General features: G+C 42.1%; 12 protein-coding genes. 6 read left to right on the forward strand and 6 right to left on the reverse strand.

The annotated features are described in order from the left end of the window. Positions 1-1,087 (reverse strand): protein kinase domain-containing protein (locus tag B9T16_RS14990; RefSeq protein ID WP_410245133.1); only part of this gene is annotated, 1,087 nt, incomplete at its 3' end. A gap of 399 nt (positions 1,088-1,486) precedes the next feature. Between B9T16_RS14990 and pheT the strand changes: the two genes are divergently transcribed. Continuing rightward, positions 1,487-3,940, forward strand: coding sequence for a phenylalanine--tRNA ligase subunit beta (pheT, locus tag B9T16_RS14995; RefSeq protein WP_410245134.1), 2,454 nt, complete (start codon positions 1,487-1,489; stop codon positions 3,938-3,940). Here the strand turns inward: pheT and B9T16_RS15000 are convergent. Next, positions 3,937-4,110 (reverse strand): hypothetical protein, encoded by a 174-nt coding sequence (locus B9T16_RS15000; protein WP_014276913.1) that lies wholly within the window; start codon positions 4,108-4,110, stop codon positions 3,937-3,939. The genes pheT and B9T16_RS15000 overlap by 4 nt on opposite strands. Before the next feature lie 11 nt (positions 4,111-4,121). Between B9T16_RS15000 and B9T16_RS15005 the strand changes: the two genes are divergently transcribed. The 3 genes from B9T16_RS15005 (at position 4,122) to B9T16_RS15015 (ending at position 11,306) form a co-directional block, all read left to right on the forward strand. Beyond that, a complete protein-coding gene (locus tag B9T16_RS15005) occupies positions 4,122-4,391 on the forward strand; it encodes a YciI family protein (RefSeq protein WP_014276914.1) in 270 nt (89 codons plus the stop codon). A 133-nt stretch (positions 4,392-4,524) separates the two neighbouring features. Next, a complete protein-coding gene (locus B9T16_RS15010; RefSeq protein ID WP_410245135.1) occupies positions 4,525-7,563 on the forward strand; it encodes a hypothetical protein in 3,039 nt (1,012 codons plus the stop codon). A gap of 77 nt (positions 7,564-7,640) precedes the next feature. Further along, a complete protein-coding gene (locus B9T16_RS15015; RefSeq protein ID WP_410245136.1) occupies positions 7,641-11,306 on the forward strand; it encodes a helicase-related protein in 3,666 nt (1,221 codons plus the stop codon). A 115-nt stretch (positions 11,307-11,421) separates the two neighbouring features. On the opposite strand, the gene eis is transcribed toward B9T16_RS15015, so the two are convergent. Then, a complete protein-coding gene (gene eis / locus B9T16_RS15020) occupies positions 11,422-12,642 on the reverse strand; it encodes an enhanced intracellular survival protein Eis (RefSeq protein WP_410245137.1) in 1,221 nt (406 codons plus the stop codon). On the opposite strand from eis, the gene B9T16_RS15025 reads away from it, so the two are divergent. Together B9T16_RS15025 and B9T16_RS15030 are read left to right on the forward strand one after the other, a co-directional pair. Further along, positions 12,641-12,766 carry a hypothetical protein gene (locus B9T16_RS15025; protein WP_286131333.1) on the forward strand — a complete coding sequence of 42 codons (126 nt, stop codon included), beginning with the start codon at positions 12,641-12,643 and terminating at the stop codon, positions 12,764-12,766. The genes eis and B9T16_RS15025 overlap by 2 nt on opposite strands. Positions 12,767-12,868: 102 nt before the next feature. Next, the gene (locus tag B9T16_RS15030; RefSeq protein WP_410245138.1) at positions 12,869-14,599 is read left to right on the forward strand and encodes an ArnT family glycosyltransferase; all 1,731 of its coding nucleotides are present in this window, start codon (positions 12,869-12,871) and stop codon (positions 14,597-14,599) included. On the opposite strand, the gene B9T16_RS15035 is transcribed toward B9T16_RS15030, so the two are convergent. The 3 genes from B9T16_RS15035 to B9T16_RS15045 all read right to left on the reverse strand — a co-directional run bounded on the left by B9T16_RS15035 (position 14,596) and on the right by B9T16_RS15045 (position 17,439). Next, positions 14,596-14,991, reverse strand: coding sequence for a hypothetical protein (locus tag B9T16_RS15035; RefSeq protein WP_410245139.1), 396 nt, complete (start codon positions 14,989-14,991; stop codon positions 14,596-14,598). The two genes, B9T16_RS15030 and B9T16_RS15035, sit on opposite strands and share 4 nt — an antisense overlap. A 109-nt stretch (positions 14,992-15,100) precedes the next feature. Beyond that, complete coding sequence (gene surE / locus B9T16_RS15040; RefSeq protein ID WP_410245140.1) at positions 15,101-15,910, reverse strand: 5'/3'-nucleotidase SurE; 810 nt, start codon at positions 15,908-15,910, stop codon at positions 15,101-15,103. 173 nt (positions 15,911-16,083) lie between these two features. After that, positions 16,084-17,439, reverse strand: a complete 1,356-nt coding sequence (locus B9T16_RS15045; protein WP_410245141.1) for an IS200/IS605 family accessory protein TnpB-related protein — start codon at positions 17,437-17,439, stop codon at positions 16,084-16,086. Positions 17,440-17,683: the final 244 nt, after the last annotated feature.

Consider the following 17,683-nt stretch of genomic DNA (forward strand, 5'->3'; position numbering starts at 1 on the left):
TTTCGGTAACTTCCCGTCGTTTTTTGCGTTCTCGGCGTTCCCGAATCAATTTCGCTTCCCTTTGGGGAGCAGTCATCATGATCGAGGTTTGATCATCCTTATAAATAGTTGGTTCTTCGGGTGGGTCTGGTGTAAATTCTGTGGCTATAGGCTGAACGGACATATTACCAGATAAATCATCCTCTACATCATCCTGATGATCAAGAGCATATAAAACATCTTTGGCGGACTGATAACGCTGATAGACCGACACCGCCAACATTCTTTCTAAGACCAAAGCAAAAGCATCACTGACATGGGTATGTTCTCGCCAGTAAACCTCTCCGGTGGTCGGGTTATGTTCCAAAGCATTAGGATATTTACCCGTCAGTAAATAAATACAAGTCATCCCCACCGCATAAATATCACTAGCATAAACAGGTCTTAAAGACATCTGTTCCATGGGAGCAAATCCCGAAGTTCCAATGGCAAAATTAGTAAAAGCAGTTTCTCCGGTTCCCATCATGGTCGCCTGACTTACTTTATCCTTAACCGCGCCAAAGTCAATCAGCACTAAACGATTATCCTGACGGCGACGAATAATATTAGCTGGCTTAATATCCCGGTGAATCACCTCCTGAGAATGGATATAATCCAGCAGTGGTAAAATATCCCGCAGAAACTCCTGAGTTTGTTGTTCGTTATAAGCTCCATTGGCTCGCACTTCCTGTTTTAGGGTAAAACCATCAACAAATTCTTGGACTAAATAAAACTGTTGTTTCCCGACAAAGTAATCTAAAAGACGGGGAATTTGGGGATGATCACCAATTTTTCCGAGAGTTTTCGCCTCCCGCTGAAAAAGCTGTTGTGCCATTTCCAGAACTTTTTTAGAAGTGGCAGAAGGTCGCAATTGCTTAACTACACAAGCAGGATAACCGGGAAGGGATAAATCTCGGGCTAAAAATGTAGCTCCAAAACCTCCCTTACCAATAGGTTTAACGACTAGGTAGCGATTTCGTAACCGTAGCCGGGAACCACAAGCCTGACACTTGACAGCCTCGTTAGGGTTTTCGGGATTAGGACAACTGGGATTAGTACAGTAACTCATGGCGGTTGGAGATAACTCAATTTAAGATTAACGTCAGACCGCGAATTCGTGTAAGTAGCTATCTATATAGCAAGGCACGGGGAACTCTTAACAGCAGGTCAAAGGATTTGATCTTAGAGATTTCAGGAATAATATTCGATATCCTAACTCTGTAGACCTAACTACCATTCTAGGACAATTAACATGGTGGGTCTGCTCTGTCTGCTATCTATACCCAATTATTACCTAACTTTCTCAGGGAACCTCTAACCACGGGAATTAAACACTATTATCAGCGATCGCATCCCAAAAATCTAGTAATTGCTACGATCATCGGCCAACAGGTCCCCAGAAAAAAGTTTCGCCACTAGGCTAGTTGACTCCTTAGAATGGAGAATCGGACAAAAAAATTGAAGTGATATGCGGATCTCATTAAACTGGTTACGAGAACTGGTAGACATCAGTATCAGTCCCGAACAATTAGCGGAAACCCTGACGGTAGCGGGATTTGAAGTAGAAGATATCGAAGATCGCCGCACTTGGGCTGATGGTGTGGTATTAGGGAAAATTGCGGAAATTGCACCCCACCCTAACGCGGATAAACTGCGAGTCTGTCAGGTAGACATAGGACAAAGCGATCGCCTAAATATCGTTTGTGGGGCCCCTAATGCGGCAGCAGATATGATTGTGGCTGTAGCGACTATTGGCACTTATCTCCCCGCCATTGACCTGAAGCTCAAAAAAACTAAGCTGCGGGGTGTTCCCTCCATGGGAATGATTTGTTCCCTATCAGAATTGGGTTTAGAAAAAGAATCACCAGGTATCCATAGCTTTGATTTAGACGAGCCTGTGCTGGGAAGTGATGTCCGACCCCTAATCGGACTCGATGACGTGATCCTGGATGTCACAGCTACTGCTAATCGTGCGGACGGGTTGAGTATGGTGGGAATTGCTAGAGAAGTGGCGGCTTTGACTGGCGGGAGTTTGAAAATTCCTGACGCGGCGGGGGTATTAATTGGCGACCAAGACCCAGCAGGTGGGTTGGAAATTGATCTCATTGAATCCCAAGCCTGTCCTACCTATATCGGAGGTGCGATCGCCAATGTCAAAATTGCCCCCTCTCCTGATTGGCTAAAACGACGGCTACAGGCGGCGGGAATTCGTCCCATTAACAATGTGGTCGATGTCACCAACTACATTTTATTAGAATGGGGGCAGCCTCTCCACGCTTTCGATCGCGATCGGCTTACTAACCTTACTGGGTCTCAAAACCTGACTATCGGGGTGCGTTTTGCTAAGGCTTCTGAGTCTCTTAAAACCCTTGATGGTCAAACCCGCCAGCTACAAGAACAAAATCTGGTGATTACCGCTAATGATCAACCGGTTGCTTTAGCGGGGGTTATGGGAGGCGAGGACACGGAAGTTCACGACGGGACGACTAATTTAATCCTAGAGGCGGCGGTGTTTTCTCCGGTGGCTATTAGGCGATCGGCGCGTGTTCAGGGTATCCGCACCGAATCGTCTACCCGTTATGAACGCGGCATAAATCAAGCGGAACTGGCTCTGGCTTGCCGTCGTGCTATATTATTAATCTCAGAACTAGCTGGGGGAACTGCTACGGTCCAGAAAGTGGCGAGCGGTGCTACCCAAATGCGGATGACTCAGGAGGTTTTCCTGAGTCTCGATCGCCTTAATGCTATTTTAGGACCTCTCAAACGGGGAGAAGATACAGAGGTTGAGTCCTATTTACAACCCCCAGAGGTTGAAGGTATTTTAAATGCTTTGGGATGTGGTACTAGCCGCCAAGAGGGGGAATCGGTAGTCTGGACGGTGACAGTTCCCCCCTATCGTCAACGGGACTTGGAAAGGGAAATTGACCTGATTGAAGAGGTGGCGCGATTATATGGATATGACCGCTTTTCTGATACTCTTCCGACTCAGAGTGTCCCCGGTTATTTACCACCAGAAGAAGCGGCTAAAAGAGACTTGCGCGCGGCTTTTCGAGCGGCGGGTTTGACGGAGTTGATGCACTATTCCCTAGTTAAACAACAGGGGGATAATCAGGTGGTAATTGCTAATCCTCTGTTTGTGGAGTATTCGGCTTTACGAACTGAGATGTTATCTGGGTTAATTGATGCTTTTGTGTTTAACCTGGAAAATGGTAATGGTCCGTTAAATGGGTTGGAAATTGGCCGGATTTTTCGGCGTGATGGAGAGGTCTATCACGAAGAAGATGCGATCGCTGGGGTGATTGGTGGCGACCCGTCTCAGGGTCGTTGGGTCAACAGTGGGAAGGATAATGCCATGAGTTGGTTTGAGGCTAAAGGCGTGTTAGAATCGGTATGGGAGCGGTTGTCTTTGTCTGTGGAATATCGCCAAGAATCTGATGCTAAAATGCTCCATCCTGGACGGACAGCTACGTTATGGTTAAATGGCGATCGCCTGGGAATTTTCGGTCAACTACACCCCCAAATTCAACGGGAAAAAGAACTTCCTGAAGCTGTCTATTTATTCGAGTTTCGTCTCTCGGTACTCACGGCGGCTATTACGGCTAAGGATTACTTAAAGCGACCTTTTCAGTCCTATTCTACTTTCCCCGCTAGTGACCGCGACCTCGCCTTTTTTGTGGAGGATTCGGTGTCGGTGGCTGATTTGCAAAAAACGATGATTAAAACAGGTGGTAAAATTCTGGAATCGGTGGAGTTATTCGACGAATACCGTGGCAAAAATGTTCCCGAAAATCAGCGGAGTTTGGCTTTTCGTTTGGTTTATCGGGTTGGCGATCGCACCCTCACTGATGAGGATATAGAACCCATACAGCAAAAAATTAGGGATGCTTTGGCTAAGGAGTTTCAGGTGACTTTAAGAAGTTAGTCAGCCTCCCTTTCTCCCTCCCTTTCTACCTCCTCCTCCCCTGCTTTGGGGGAGGTAGACTCCCCTTGTCGATAACCACTTCTGAGAATTTTCTCAAAAGACCCTAGACACCCATTACCATTGAGGTGGTATAATGTGATAATATCTATGGTGGTGATTAGTTTCCTCAAGTGACAAGGTTATGGCAAAATATATCATGTTTGGTAGCTACTGTGAAGACGTTTTGGCGAAACGGGAACCCTACCGACCAGAACATTTACAGGGTTTAAAGGAACAGAAAGAATCGGGGGTTTTAATTACTATTGGACCCACTAAAGATTTAACTAAAGTTCTGGGGATTTATGAGGCTGAATCAGAGGCGATCGTTCGCGGCTTGGTGGAAGCTGACCCCTATTGGAAAAATGGGATCTGGACTGAGTACGACGTGAAAGAGTGGATTCAAGCATTCTAGTCTATTATTACATATAAGGATAGGTGAAGGCAAGCCTGAGTCATCACCTATTTAATCACCCCCATAATTATTAAGGTTTAATCACCTCTATAATTATTAAGGCGATCGCTGCTATTTATCATCAGGAGTCAACATGAACATTTTAGGAATAGCTGACAGCAACTTAGAACTCGTAGACTACAGCGATATATTAACTAAAATTATCGAGCAAATTCCCCAACAACAACCATTCAAAATTTCTCGAAATAAAAATCATCTCATTATCGACTTAGAGACTATTACCAATCAACTAATTAAACAAAATATTGCTAACCCCATTAGTTCCAGGGGTATCAGTAAATCGGCTACAGTGAATTTTAATAGTAATACTCAAAATATATTTAACCAACAAATCAGACAAATTCGGGATTTATTACAAGACAAGTTACAGGAATTAGCCAGAGATAATAATCACCGAGATATTAACTCTTTAACTCATAGCTTTATCCGAACCTTACAGGAAATAAATAATCAGAAATTCAGTTTATATTATAATTTTCCGACTAAGCCAAACGTGAGAACATCAGAGTTAGAAACACGGCTTAATGATGTGGGTAGTAATTCTCTCCTCAAGTTTCATAAACTGACAATTTCCGTAAGAAATATCAATCAATTTACCCAAGATTTAAAACAGGGACTCAGTAACTATATTGAGGAAAAACTAGACCAAGAATCCTCCGAAGACGTACAAGATACTCTCGAAATCCTAGATAATTTAACTAATGATAAATCTTCGGATTTTTATAAATTGCAGAAAGTAGTCGATACCGAATCCCTGGGGAAACTCAAAAAACACGCCAAAATCTGCTATTTGGAATATTTAGCCACCAATTTAGCCACTAATAATCATCCCGATTTAGTTTATTTACAGGATTTAATTCGGCGACTAAAAGATATGGTGGCTTATATTGATGACCATGACAAACAGGATGGAGATTATCTAGTTAGTTATGGTGGAGAAACCATTAATTATCGGGATTGGTTTTCCCGGTCAGAGGTGTTTGACTCTCTCCCCATTATTCCGATAATTAGCGAGAGTTTAGGGGAAACCACCAGTCCAGACGGAAGCGAGAGAACCTTTACTTTTGGCTTAAAACTTAAATTTAACAACCCGGTTCAAGCTAGGGGAGGTAAACCAGCATTCGACTATTATATTGAGATGATTAATCCTGAGCAAGCCGAAGTAAAAAAACGAGAATTTTATCAGGAATCTCTGTATTATCAAAAGGTTTTGAAAATCGCTTTTATTTACTATTTTGCGTTTGCGACTCGCAGTAATCCTGACCAAGAAGATTATGATCCACAATCGGAACTAACTTATAATGTTCGCGAGAGTTTTGAGACCTATTTTTTGCCTATTTTTCAGGGAACAGATGAAGATGAAAAGTCTAATTTTTTGAAACTTGTCATTCAAGATTTTAACCAAAATAAAGTGTTCCACAAAATTAAGCAACTCAAATCGCTACTTCATGATTTTATTAAACAATCCGCTATTTTAGCACCCCAAAATTTTCCGGTTAAAATTGGTATCTATAAGGGAATATTAGAATCAGATATTGAGAAAATTAGCAATGGTTTGTTTTTTAATCAGGTAGTAGAAAGGAATACCAAAGAGTGTCTTCAGTACATTACTATTGGCGATTCTAGTCCCGACACGGGAATATTTTGTCAACTTCCGGGTAATCTGAAAATCGAAGATATCCGCTATTATCAGACATCAGAAAATCAGGAATTTACCATCGACTATCATGGGATTGATAAAATCCAAAAATGTCTTCCGGTTTTCTTCCTTCCTAAAAGTGACCCAATTCGCCAAAAAACAGGAGAAATTTTTATTAATATTCCAGGAATTATTTTTCCCTACGATCAAAAATGCTTAAATCAGGGTCATTATAATTCGGTACAGAGTTTTATTTATCAGTTTACCATGGCTCTGCTGATTAATATCAGTTTGCGGATAATTCTGGAAGATTGGAAACAGGTGTTTTTGCCAATTTTTAGACTTCATGAAGGAAGCGAAGATAAACCTTTTGACGCAGAGAAATTTATGGCTAATTTATCGAAAGTGATTCGTCATTTATTGAATAATAAATATCGCGCCAATTCTCAAGGTTTTAGGATTAAAAAACTGACCGACAATTTTGCTAAAGGAAATGCTTTGGGTTCGTTGTATTCGGTATTACCGCGCAAGTTTAGCCTAGATCAATCTGCTGATAGTCGCAGTTTCTCCCTGGATAAATTGGCTTTAATTGTGGTTTCTAGTGTTGAAAGTGATGGTTTATTTAAAGGCGATCGCCAAGACCGGATTTCTACTATATTTGGTGAAGCGATCGGAATTAAGAAGCAGTCAGATAATCAAATTGTCGTACAGTTATTAAAAACCTTTTCGGGAAATTATCTCTCTCGGAATTTATATACAGAACCCTCAATTTTAATTGATTTAATATATGATCTTTACCATCAATCAGGATTAGAATATCGTCACTTTTTGTATATAGCCAAAGCGCCATTTACTGATAATTTACACCTCACCCAAGTAGAGGAAAATGATGAAGATGAGTTTTATTTTATGTCACCCACTTTAATTCAATCTCTCCAATCAGGATTACCAGATATTAAAATATATCCGATTTTCTTTAATCAGTATTATGTCAGAAAAAAGAAAACCTTATACCAGGATTCCTATAGCCTCAAGGATACTGCTAACTTATTAAACTTGGTAGAAGACCCTAGTAAAAACGTGGTGGTATTTTTTAACCTATTTAATGGTGTGTCTGTGAAAACCAGAAACGAAGATGATCGCTTTTATAATGGGGTGATGTCCTACGCAACTTTATTAAATATCTATCAAGGAGTCCTGGACGATCAGCATATTCGCGAGGGATTGATTCATGATAACTCTCTGAAACAAGACATTCTGCAATATTTGACTTTTTTCCACTTTTACAGGTTTGAAAAAAAATTAGTTGGAAAGAATATCCAGATTAAACTCGATCCCTACGATCGCGTTATTGGTGATGAATCTTTACGCAAAAAATGTCTTTTTAAGCACATGAATGGAAAAACCGATTTTAATAGTTTGGCTTTTTTGAGTGAGGTTAACTCGATTTTGTATCCCCAGAATCAACGGTGACCTAAATCGGACTCCACCAATAACCGGATTTATCAATAAGTTGAATTATCACCATAATGATTGATTGAGGTTGACAGATGAAAGTCGCAGAAAATTTCGGAAGATTATTTGAGGTAGGTTTCAATATTGGGATTTTATCAGCCATATCCGAAGCTGAAATTAGCAATAATTTTGGTGATTTGTATAGTCGGGATTTGCAAAAATTGCGATTTCCTGAAATGCTACGAAAAATCATCAAAGATGAAAACATAACCGACGAAGAAGCCATTAGGAATAACTTAGAAAAATGGGGACTATTTTTGATTCAGAAAGGTTGGTTGTCGGGGTTAAACTTTTTTCGGGAATATCTGAAATCCTTGGGTAAAGATTACCATAAAAGTCACCATAAGTATGAAATTATTTATAATCAGTGTAGCTTTTCTGATGATAACAGTCTCAACCTATATCCCAAAGATAAACAGCTACAGATTGACCAGTGTTTATCGCAGTTAAAAGATGAATTTTCACCTCCCAAACCTAAGATAAATTGGGACAAATACAGCGGGAAAGGTGAGTTTTTTAAAGCGGATACCTTGATGTTACTCAGATACCGAAATAAGCTGAGAATATTAGTGGTAGATTTATCAATATTTTCGGTAAAAGCTATTGAAGATTTAATAGATTTAACGGACAAAAACCTAGACAACCAACGTCGGTTACTCAAACGAGAGATTAATTATCTGAAATCGAAAAGTGTTTTCGTAAAATTGCGGCTGGATACGGGAGACTCCGAAAATCTTGATGTGGAATTTTCGGAGGATCTCAAACGATACTTTACCGCATTTAAGCGACAGGATAAGGAATGCGTCAAATTAATTCAAGCTGCTAGTTATGCTTATAGCTTTTATGGTTTTTTACAACAATTCGGAGTAGTGAAACCGGACAACTCTACGATGATTAATGTAGTCGGATATAGCGATCGCAATCTTAGCAACCTATCCCTAAATCCCCAAAATCCACACCATTGGGATTTACTCGCGACCTGTGCGAATATTTATCAAAATGAATCCAAAGATGCAGAAATTACCACAGCTAGAAAACAGGTAATGGATCTAATTCGCCGCAATGTCGCCAAAAGTTTTAAAAATGGTAAATCCTTCCTAGAAAATCTATCTAATATTAGTCGCGATCGCCTTAATATCATCCCCCCCCACACAGAAATTATTGATGACTTTAGTTGTACCCTAGACCTGAGACAACCCCACGCGGAAGCTGTCCAAAAATCCCTCAACTCTGACTATACTTATATCTTTCTGACGGGAAATCCTGGAATTGGAAAAACTACGGCGATCGTGGATTTTTTGAAATCTCATATTGATGAGGGTTTTCTATTCTTTTATGTCAGTCCTCGTAAACAAGTCAACCTAGATATTATCGAAAAATTCAAAAACTCAGAAACTGATAATCTTAGCGACGATCGCCTATTTTGTGTCACCACTAACTACGCTCTCCTCCGAAATAACGCACCCTCTTTAACTGTTAATTATCTCGCCACCCAACATCAAAATGAGTTTAACATTCACTCAGTTAAATTCCTCCCGATTAACCATATAGAAAATACGCATTCATCTCACGGTTCTCCATTAGTTAACCGCTTCGCCGATAATCGCCTAAAACCATCCAAAAATAAGGTTCCTGGGGTATTATCAACCCTGTGTGAAGCCATATCTAATTTAATTAATGATAATTCATATAATCATATTGTCGCTATTGTCGCTACAGCTTGTATACAATCTTTACGCATGACTAATACTGGTAAGAATACCTTAGAAAACTTCGAGAAAATTTTTCAGAAAGCCTACAGTAAAAAAACGCTTACAGTTGATGGTCACAAAATGCAGTCCCTCTCCAAACGCATCAAAAATATATTTATTATGATTGATGAAATTACCGGAGATAATACCGGGGTAGAATTTCTAGACGGGATTCGCAAAATTATTAATAAATACCAATTAACTAATCCTGAATATGGATTCAATACTAAGGTAATTGTCGCAGATGCTTCCATTGTTGACTCGGAAGTGATTACACAACACCTATCAGAAACGTCTCCCGAACCTGATAAAATTTTCTTCCGTCGGGTATCTCAACCAGATCTTGATTCTATCTCGTCTAAGGAATTTGAATTTAACAGAAAGTCGGCGATCGCTATTAACGCTAACTCCTATCCCGCGAAAGGTCTGACCATCACCTATAAACCCTTTATTGAATCTGTCCAATTTAATCAAGACCAACTATCCCAAACCAAAGAAAAACTTCCTAAAACGGTATTATCTGAGATTTTCGCCGATATTGATCGACTAATTCAGGAACCAAATACGGGTCAGATTTTAGTTTATATCCAAGACAAAATCAGACTACAACGGCTAATTGAAGATATCCAAAAACAGCAAACCTTTGTCAAAAATCAAGACTATTTAGAGGTTCACGCTAACCTCAGCGATACGGAAAGACAAGAAATCCATCAATATCAAAACCAGGTTAAGGTGGTATTTATGACATCCTCCGCTAGTCGGGGTTTATCTTTCCCGAAATCTACTCATATTTTAGTGGAAGTTCCTCGGTTTCAAGTGGAAACTAACTTAATGGAAATTATCCAAGTTATTTATCGCTGTCGCGGACAGTTTTGGGAAGAAGGAAAATTGCAGACTTTTGATGATCACCAGAAATTTTTGACTTTTTACTTATGCGATCGCGCTGTTTACTACGGAGATGATAGCGACCCTAATCTCTCCATTCAAGAAAGCCTGATCAGTATGTTAAACCTGCTCGTTATTCTCAAAACTGCGATCATGACCAGAATACAAGGATATGGTCAAGTGGGAAGGGGTAACTTTTTGATGATTCCCATTGGAGGAAAATCTGTTTCTGCTTCTGGTCAAAGTTTCACGGGTCAGTTATCTACCTTAATTAAGGAATTAGATAAAGAGTCTAAAAGACATCCTCAAAACACTACCTTAACCGCTGTCTCTATGGGTCTTAAAGAGTTGCTGAGTCAGTGTGAGTTTTGGCTAAATAGTGATGACTATAAATCTAGCAGCAAGAGTGACAACATCTCCTATTTAAAACTTATTCCAGAATTTAATGCTGAGTTTGCTAAATATTGTGACCCCTTAACAGGTTTGCTAGACCTGAAAAAACCAGAACTTGGTCATATATGTGGTAGCTTAATCTTGGTTAATATTAACTCTTGTTTAAAAGAGTCTTACCAAATGAGATTAAAGAAAATTGCGGAATATGCGAATACGGAACTTTTAAAAAAAATGATTGCGATTCGTGAGAGTTCCCAATATCCCCCTAGTCTCACTGCTAGTATTAAAGGTGCGATCGATTTAATTGATCAACTCCAAGAACACCACGATCGCACTCAAACACTTGAACAACAAAACTCCTGGGATTTTCAATATTACGCGATTCCCTTATTTACCTTTATTGTCGGAGACCAAATCCGCAATTATTTTCAGTCCCAAATACCTGAAACGGAAAATGACAGTTTCCGTCGGATCTTAAGTCAATATGTTAATGTACTTTATCCATGTGAACAAGTCCTACCTATTGGCGATCGCTATCAAGAATTCCCTTTTGTCATCTTTAGAAGTTATAGTCTTGAACAAATGCGATCTAAGGTTTTTAGCGATCGCTATCTTCTCACCTCCACAGAATTAAATATCCTCAATCTCATTCTATCTCAGCATCACAATTGATCAGAAATTCTCAGAATTGGGGGTTGACAACTGAAAATTTATTGATTATAATTGGATTGGAGGGGGGAGTATGCCTATCCGCTTGACTATAAAATCAACGCCGATAAAGTTCCCCTTAAAAATAATCCGAGAAAAACGGTTCATTACGAGGGATAATCATTTCCAGCAAATCCACCACTTGAGGGTCAGCGCGCAACCTTTCCACCTTATAGAAATAGCTAGGACGGCGATAATTCATCAACAAAGAAACCAGAGTTTGAATACTCATTCTCGCCTCATGACAGCTTTTTTTACGAGTCATGTTAGTCGTCCCATCATCCAGCCATTCCACCGTAAAAACACCATTATTATCATTCAACAAATCATCGCGCACAATGAAAGAGAGAGAAGTCGCATTAACCGGAGGCTGAAAAGGATAGAACTTGAGGAACTTTTCCACATCAATAATGCGCGCCATATAGTAAGGTGAAATTTCCTCAGTAATCTCCGAATCATCCAGTAGAAAAGCCAAAGGGTCATTAGTATACCGCCAACCTATAACCTTTTCCACCATAGATTGATGTGCGCTAATATAGTTCCATAGACCCCGGCGACCATCTTCATCCATATAAATCATATCCTTAATTTGAAAGATATCATTAGCAATGTAATAAAGCACATAACCCGCCGGTTGATCATTCTGATTATAATATACAGCAGCACGCAAATCATCCTGATCCCACCGCCAATATTCCTGCCATTCTAGGGAACCACGAATCAATGCGCCATGCTGTTGTTCAGCAAATTTTTGATAAACAGCTTTGATAATATCTCCCTCAGCCTGGTCACGCCGCACATAACCAGAAACCTCAGTAATGCGGGTTAATTTATGGTCAGGAATAGTGTATTTAATCTGGTCATTAATAATTTCCCAACCCTTTTTTCGATAATAGGGGATAGAATAGGGGTACAAATAAGAAATAGTTTGACCCATAGCTTTCATATCAAGTAATCCTTGCATAATCAGAGACTTAGCCAGACCATGTTGTGCATACTCAGGATAAGTTCCCACCCCAGTTAAACCACCCATCTTATAAATAACCCCATGAATATTAACCTCCATGGGATATATAGCAATTTGGGAGATTAACTTATCATGATCAAACCATCCCAAAACATGAGCAGCCTCTAGTATAGGTCGTTTTTCGCGCTCAATTTCCTCTTCATTCCAACCAATCTTATGCAAATCATGATTAGTAACTTGAAACACATAGCGCAATAACTCATTAAAGGCTTTGAGATCATCAATAGTTAATGTTCTCATCTGAAAGCCATGGTTTTTTTTCTGACTACCCATGTCCCGACTCTTCCCGGCGATGAAAGTTTCCCAACAATTCCTAAACCCTATATATATTAATCAAGCGATCGCCCCCCGCCGCCTCCCCAATCAGATAGAATCAGCCAGGAGAGCAAATATCTGAGTTCCTGTGTTAAAATTAGCACCAACTTACCTAGTTAAGGAAGATTTCCAACTAGCAAGAACTCTACAAATACCGTCAAACTGAGCGATCGCATGGGGGACTATGTTTCGTCGAATTTCCGCACACCGAACACCAAAAAGCCCAATATTCACTACCTACCAAAAAGCCGATCGCCTATGGGGATGGGGATTATGGCTCGCCGCCTTACTATTATTTACCATAGATTTAGGCGGAGTTGCCCTCCGAGACTGGGACGAAGGAATTGTCGCCCAAGTAGCGCGGGAGTTAATCACAGGGGATGCTAATTGGTTACACCCGACCCTAAACGGAGACCCTTACTTAAACAAACCCCCCCTAATTCATTGGTTCATCGCCCTATTTTACCAGATAGGGGGTGTAAACGAATGGACAGCCCGTCTACCAGGAGCCTTATTAACAGCCACATCCGTACCCCTGTTATACAGTCTAGGGCGGGAAATTTTCCACCGTCGCAGCCAGGCGATTTTTTCAGCCTTAGTTTATTTAACCCTAATTCCAATAGTCCGTCATGGCCGTTTAGCCATGTTAGATGGGGCGGTATTATTTTTTCTAATCCTAATGATGGTCTGCGTATTGCGCGCGCGGCGAGATTTGCGCTACGCCTTGGGGTCTGGGTTAGCATTTGGGTTATTGTGTCTCACCAAAGGAGTGCTATTAGGGGTATTATTAGGAGCGATCGCCTTCGGATTTTGGCTGTGGGATACCCCCCGACTGTTGACCTCAAAATTCCTGTGGTGGGGCTTAGGGCTAGGCTTAGTACCCGTAGCGTTTTGGTATGCTTCCCAATGGCAATATTATGGCTTTGACTTCATAATCGCCAACCTAGTAGATCAGTCCCTAGTTAGAATTTGGGAGTCCGTAGAAAACCACAAAGGACCCCCCTGGTATTATTTGCTGGAAATCATTAAATTTAGCGCCCCCTGGCTATTATTCTGGTTAGGAGGATTAAGATTAGCTTGGCGCGATCGCAATTTAAGTTGGGCGCGGTTAACATTAGTGTGGACAGGAGTTTATCTAATCGCCGTATCTGCGATGAATACCAAACTCCMCTGGTATATTATGCCCATTTATCCAGCCTTCGMCCTAGCAGTAGGAAGTTATCTAGCCCTAGTTTGGGAAGAAGGAGATCATCAAATTGGTAGATGGCGAAAAACAAAGCCTTCCCCCAGCGTCCCCCCAGACCAATTGTTAACCCCAGATTATCCCTGTCCCCGTCCCGATCGCCTATGGCCTATATTTAGTCTCTTAGCCTTTGTAGCTTGGCTAGGAGGCCTATATTTGGGGGGAATGCTAACCCTAACTGATAGTCAATCTTTAGACATTAACCTTCAGTTAACCTTTGCTTCCGTAGCATTAACCATGGCTGTTAGCACCCTATTATTAGTCGAATGCGATCGGCAATTTTTAGTCATTCTGTGCTGGGGGATGTATTTATCCCTGCTGCTATTTGTTTCCTCACATCACTGGGTTTGGGAATTGGGCGAGTCCTACCCCGTCAAACCCGTTGCTAGTCTCATCCAACAACATACTCCCGCAGAGGCAAAGATTTACACATCCTACCCCCACTCGCGACCTTCCCTAGATTTTTATAGCGCCAGGCGAATACAGCCTCTAGTAAACGACAGCCTACAGCATTACTGGCACAACTCACCCTCAGCCTATTTTCTGGTTGATCAGCAAACCCTCAATAACCTCCAACTGCCAGATACCAGAGTTTTGGGGACTGTAGAAGGGTGGACTCTAATTATGCCTTCTGAAAGCCCCAAACCCATCAAAGGATTAAAGCCAGTTTAGGGAAAAGGGTAATCGCCTGCATCTTGTTCCAATTCCGTAATACTAGGGTCAAGCATTTGGTTGCGATAATTTAGGCGATCGGTTGCTACCACTGCCAAACTTAACAGTAGCAGACTACTAACGATCGCCACTAAGGGAAACGGTTTAGTTGAACAAACATCACGACCAATTCTAGCCAACGGATGACTCTGTCGCCTTAGCATTCTACCGATCGCCCAATGTTGCCAAGAAAAAGGATCTCGCACATAATGACCACTGTTGCTAATTACCAGATGAGTATGGCAGTTAGGACAGGTAAACAGTCCGCCAAACACCCCTACTGAAGGCAAAACGCTAGTGTGGTGGCAAATGGGACAATTAACTGAATGAGAGTTAAAAGTATCAGCATTCATAGATGACTGTGTGTGAGTGAACGAACTTATCACTAGGATCTACCAAGCCTTTGGCTTTAATCAACCCCCATGATCGGACTTGCTATGATTCTCTATCTACTATTCTAGTCTACTGTCTCCAGTGTCTCACGGCGGCCACCAAATCCGCAAGGGGTTCTAAGGCTTTAAATTGGGTAAGGTTGTACTGAAGGGGGGTAATGGTAATATAGTTACTGCGGACGGCACTTACATCTGTGGGTGCATCATCAAAATTTTGATGGTCGATAACTTCTTCCACGTCTTCGAGAAGTTCTCCGGCAAGCCAGTAGTAGGTTTTGCCACGCGGATCGACCCGTTTCTCAAAAATATCCACATAGCGGCGAATACCTTGGCGGGCGATCGCCACTCCCGAAATTTCATGTTCCCCAACAGCAGGAATATTAACATTAAGCAAAAATGCTTCCGACAATCCCTGATTTTCTAAAGCGTTAACCAGGGTGGTCGCAAAACCGGCCGCTACATCAAATTCAACAGACGAATAACTCGCTAGACTAAATGCAATACTGGGGATACCCTCAATCAAGCCTTCCATGGCGGCTGATACCGTTCCCGAATACAGGATATCCGTTCCTAGGTTGGGGCCGTGGTTGATACCTGACAAAACCATATCTGGCATACTGTCAAGTAAAGCAAACAACCCCAATTTTACGCAATCAGCCGGGGTTCCTGAACAAGACCAGGCGGTTACAGTGGGGTGAAAGACTGATGAACACTCTTCCGCACGAATGGGCTGATGTAGGGTCAATCCGTGACCAGTGGCTGAACGTTCGCGATCGGGACAGACAACAGTAACATCATGTCCCGCTTCCCCTAAACTATTAGCTAGGGAACGAATACCCAGGGCAAAAACCCCATCATCATTGCTGATTAACAGTTTCATCGACCACCATTTCCGCGCATTACAATTTGAACTTTTTTGAATTTAACGGCCGAGAAGCCCCGCCCTCTCCCCGTAGGGTTAGCGTCAGGATTAGTCCCGTTTCCATTCAGGGCTACTGCTTTGCTTAGTACGGCATGAAGCTCTCCCACCTGGCTACGCCAGGTGGGAGTGTCCTATGCTAATCTTGAACTATCCAGAGTCCAAAGATCACACAGGCAAGCCCAGCTTCGGGGCGAGCGTCCAGAACGTTGGCTGGATAGGTCCTCACTGTCCTTTCGGCGAGTGAGCTGAAGAATACCTCTAGCCGCTATATTCTGAGAAGCATTGAGATCGCAGTTATAGCGCTTACCCGAGGCAAATGTTGCCAGCGCGTAGTTTTTTGCATCGCGCTTAACAATACCAGAACCATCGTAAGCCAGTTTAGAGGTATAGGCGGCAACAACATCAATCACTTCGCCACCTAACTCATGCCACTTCATCTCTGTGTAGTCCCGGATCTTGGCTTTGAGCCACCCATGGAAGCGCTGGCGCAGGTTGGAGCGTCGTCGCCCACCTTTTGCCCTCCAACCTTTCAGGTTCTCAAAGACAATAGCAGCGGCATTGAACTTAGTCGCTATCTGCACAATCCGCTTAGACACAATGTGGCTAATCTGGTTGTTGATGTTCTGGCATTTTCGATAAGTGTTGGAGCAGAATCCCTTGTGGAGCTTTCCCCCCTTGCCCATCGTCTTGGATGCCCGCTTAGAAACGGACTTGAGCCGTTTATCTCGACGGTCTATGTCTCTTCCATGGTGAATGAATTCACGATGGATTACAGTACCGTCGAAGGTAACGACTGTCACAGTTGCTGTAGTGTTGATACCTAAGTCAACCGCGACTACATTCTGATCAGCTATCCGCTTCGCTGGCATACAGTGAAACGGAACTGATAGATAACAGGTTTGAGCGTCGAAAATCAACGAGGGCGACAATAGCTTATTGTCCGGGATCTCATGGCGGTTACATAGTCCCGTGATTTGAACTGTTGTCCAAACCCAGTCAGATCCCGTAAACACCTTGATTTCAATCTGCTCATAGCCATGTAGCTTATAGCATCCGCCCTTATAGAGCGTTGGATAACAGCCGGTTTTTGCCTGGAGTTGAGGCGGTTTAGCATCTTTGCGCTTCCGAGACATCCCACTTTGCCATTCCCGATACCGAGTCATATAGCTACTAACTTGTCCTACTGCCAACATGATGGCAGCACGGCGATAGTAGCTAGGGAATTTGTGGAACGTTATATCAATCAGCCCGTACTTGGGATGAGGGTTTTTCCCTGTTCGATGAATGAGTCGTTCAACAGCAGAAATCACATTATTTCCAGGCAAACTCCCTAACTCTGACCAGTGAGTGAAAACAATGCCTACCAAGTACCGACAGAACCGACGATAGACTTTCACCGTCTCGCCAAACAGAACACGTTGTTCTGCTGTTGGGTTCAACGTCCACTTGTCAGTACGGATAATTTGGGTGGGCTTCTTTGTTCTCATAGTCTCATTGTTCGTTATGGTCGAAAGGGAGGTCACCCTCCCCAACTCCAATTCCAAACCGTACTTGAGACTTTCACCTCATACGGCTCCTGATGTGGATACCCCTTTTGACATCGGGAACAGGGCAACAACTCCCTGCTTTGTGACTTCAACTTTTGGAGCTAAATACATCATCGTAGTCTTTAAACTCGCTCTCGTCATAAACACTCTTATTTGTCGCAGTCTCTATATCCACACCGTGACT

It is taken from the genome of Arthrospira sp. PCC 8006 (assembly GCF_046480465.1).
In the GTDB taxonomy this organism is placed as follows: domain Bacteria; phylum Cyanobacteriota; class Cyanobacteriia; order Cyanobacteriales; family Microcoleaceae; genus Limnospira; species Limnospira platensis.

What these genes read in the sequence shown, in the direction of transcription:
- pheT (WP_410245134.1), top strand. Translation starts at nt 1,487, where the DNA reads ATGCGGATCTCATTAAACTGGTTACGAGAACTGGTAGACATCAGTATC.
- B9T16_RS15005 (WP_014276914.1), top strand. Translation starts at nt 4,122, where the DNA reads ATGGCAAAATATATCATGTTTGGTAGCTACTGTGAAGACGTTTTGGCG.
- B9T16_RS15010 (WP_410245135.1), top strand. Translation starts at nt 4,525, where the DNA reads ATGAACATTTTAGGAATAGCTGACAGCAACTTAGAACTCGTAGACTAC.
- B9T16_RS15015 (WP_410245136.1), top strand. Translation starts at nt 7,641, where the DNA reads ATGAAAGTCGCAGAAAATTTCGGAAGATTATTTGAGGTAGGTTTCAAT.
- B9T16_RS15025 (WP_286131333.1), top strand. Translation starts at nt 12,641, where the DNA reads ATGTCCCGACTCTTCCCGGCGATGAAAGTTTCCCAACAATTCCTAAAC.
- eis (WP_410245137.1), bottom strand. Translation starts at nt 12,642, where the DNA reads ATGGGTAGTCAGAAAAAAAACCATGGCTTTCAGATGAGAACATTAACT.
- B9T16_RS15035 (WP_410245139.1), bottom strand. Translation starts at nt 14,991, where the DNA reads ATGAATGCTGATACTTTTAACTCTCATTCAGTTAATTGTCCCATTTGC.
- surE (WP_410245140.1), bottom strand. Translation starts at nt 15,910, where the DNA reads ATGAAACTGTTAATCAGCAATGATGATGGGGTTTTTGCCCTGGGTATT.
- B9T16_RS15045 (WP_410245141.1), bottom strand. Translation starts at nt 17,439, where the DNA reads ATGAGAACAAAGAAGCCCACCCAAATTATCCGTACTGACAAGTGGACG.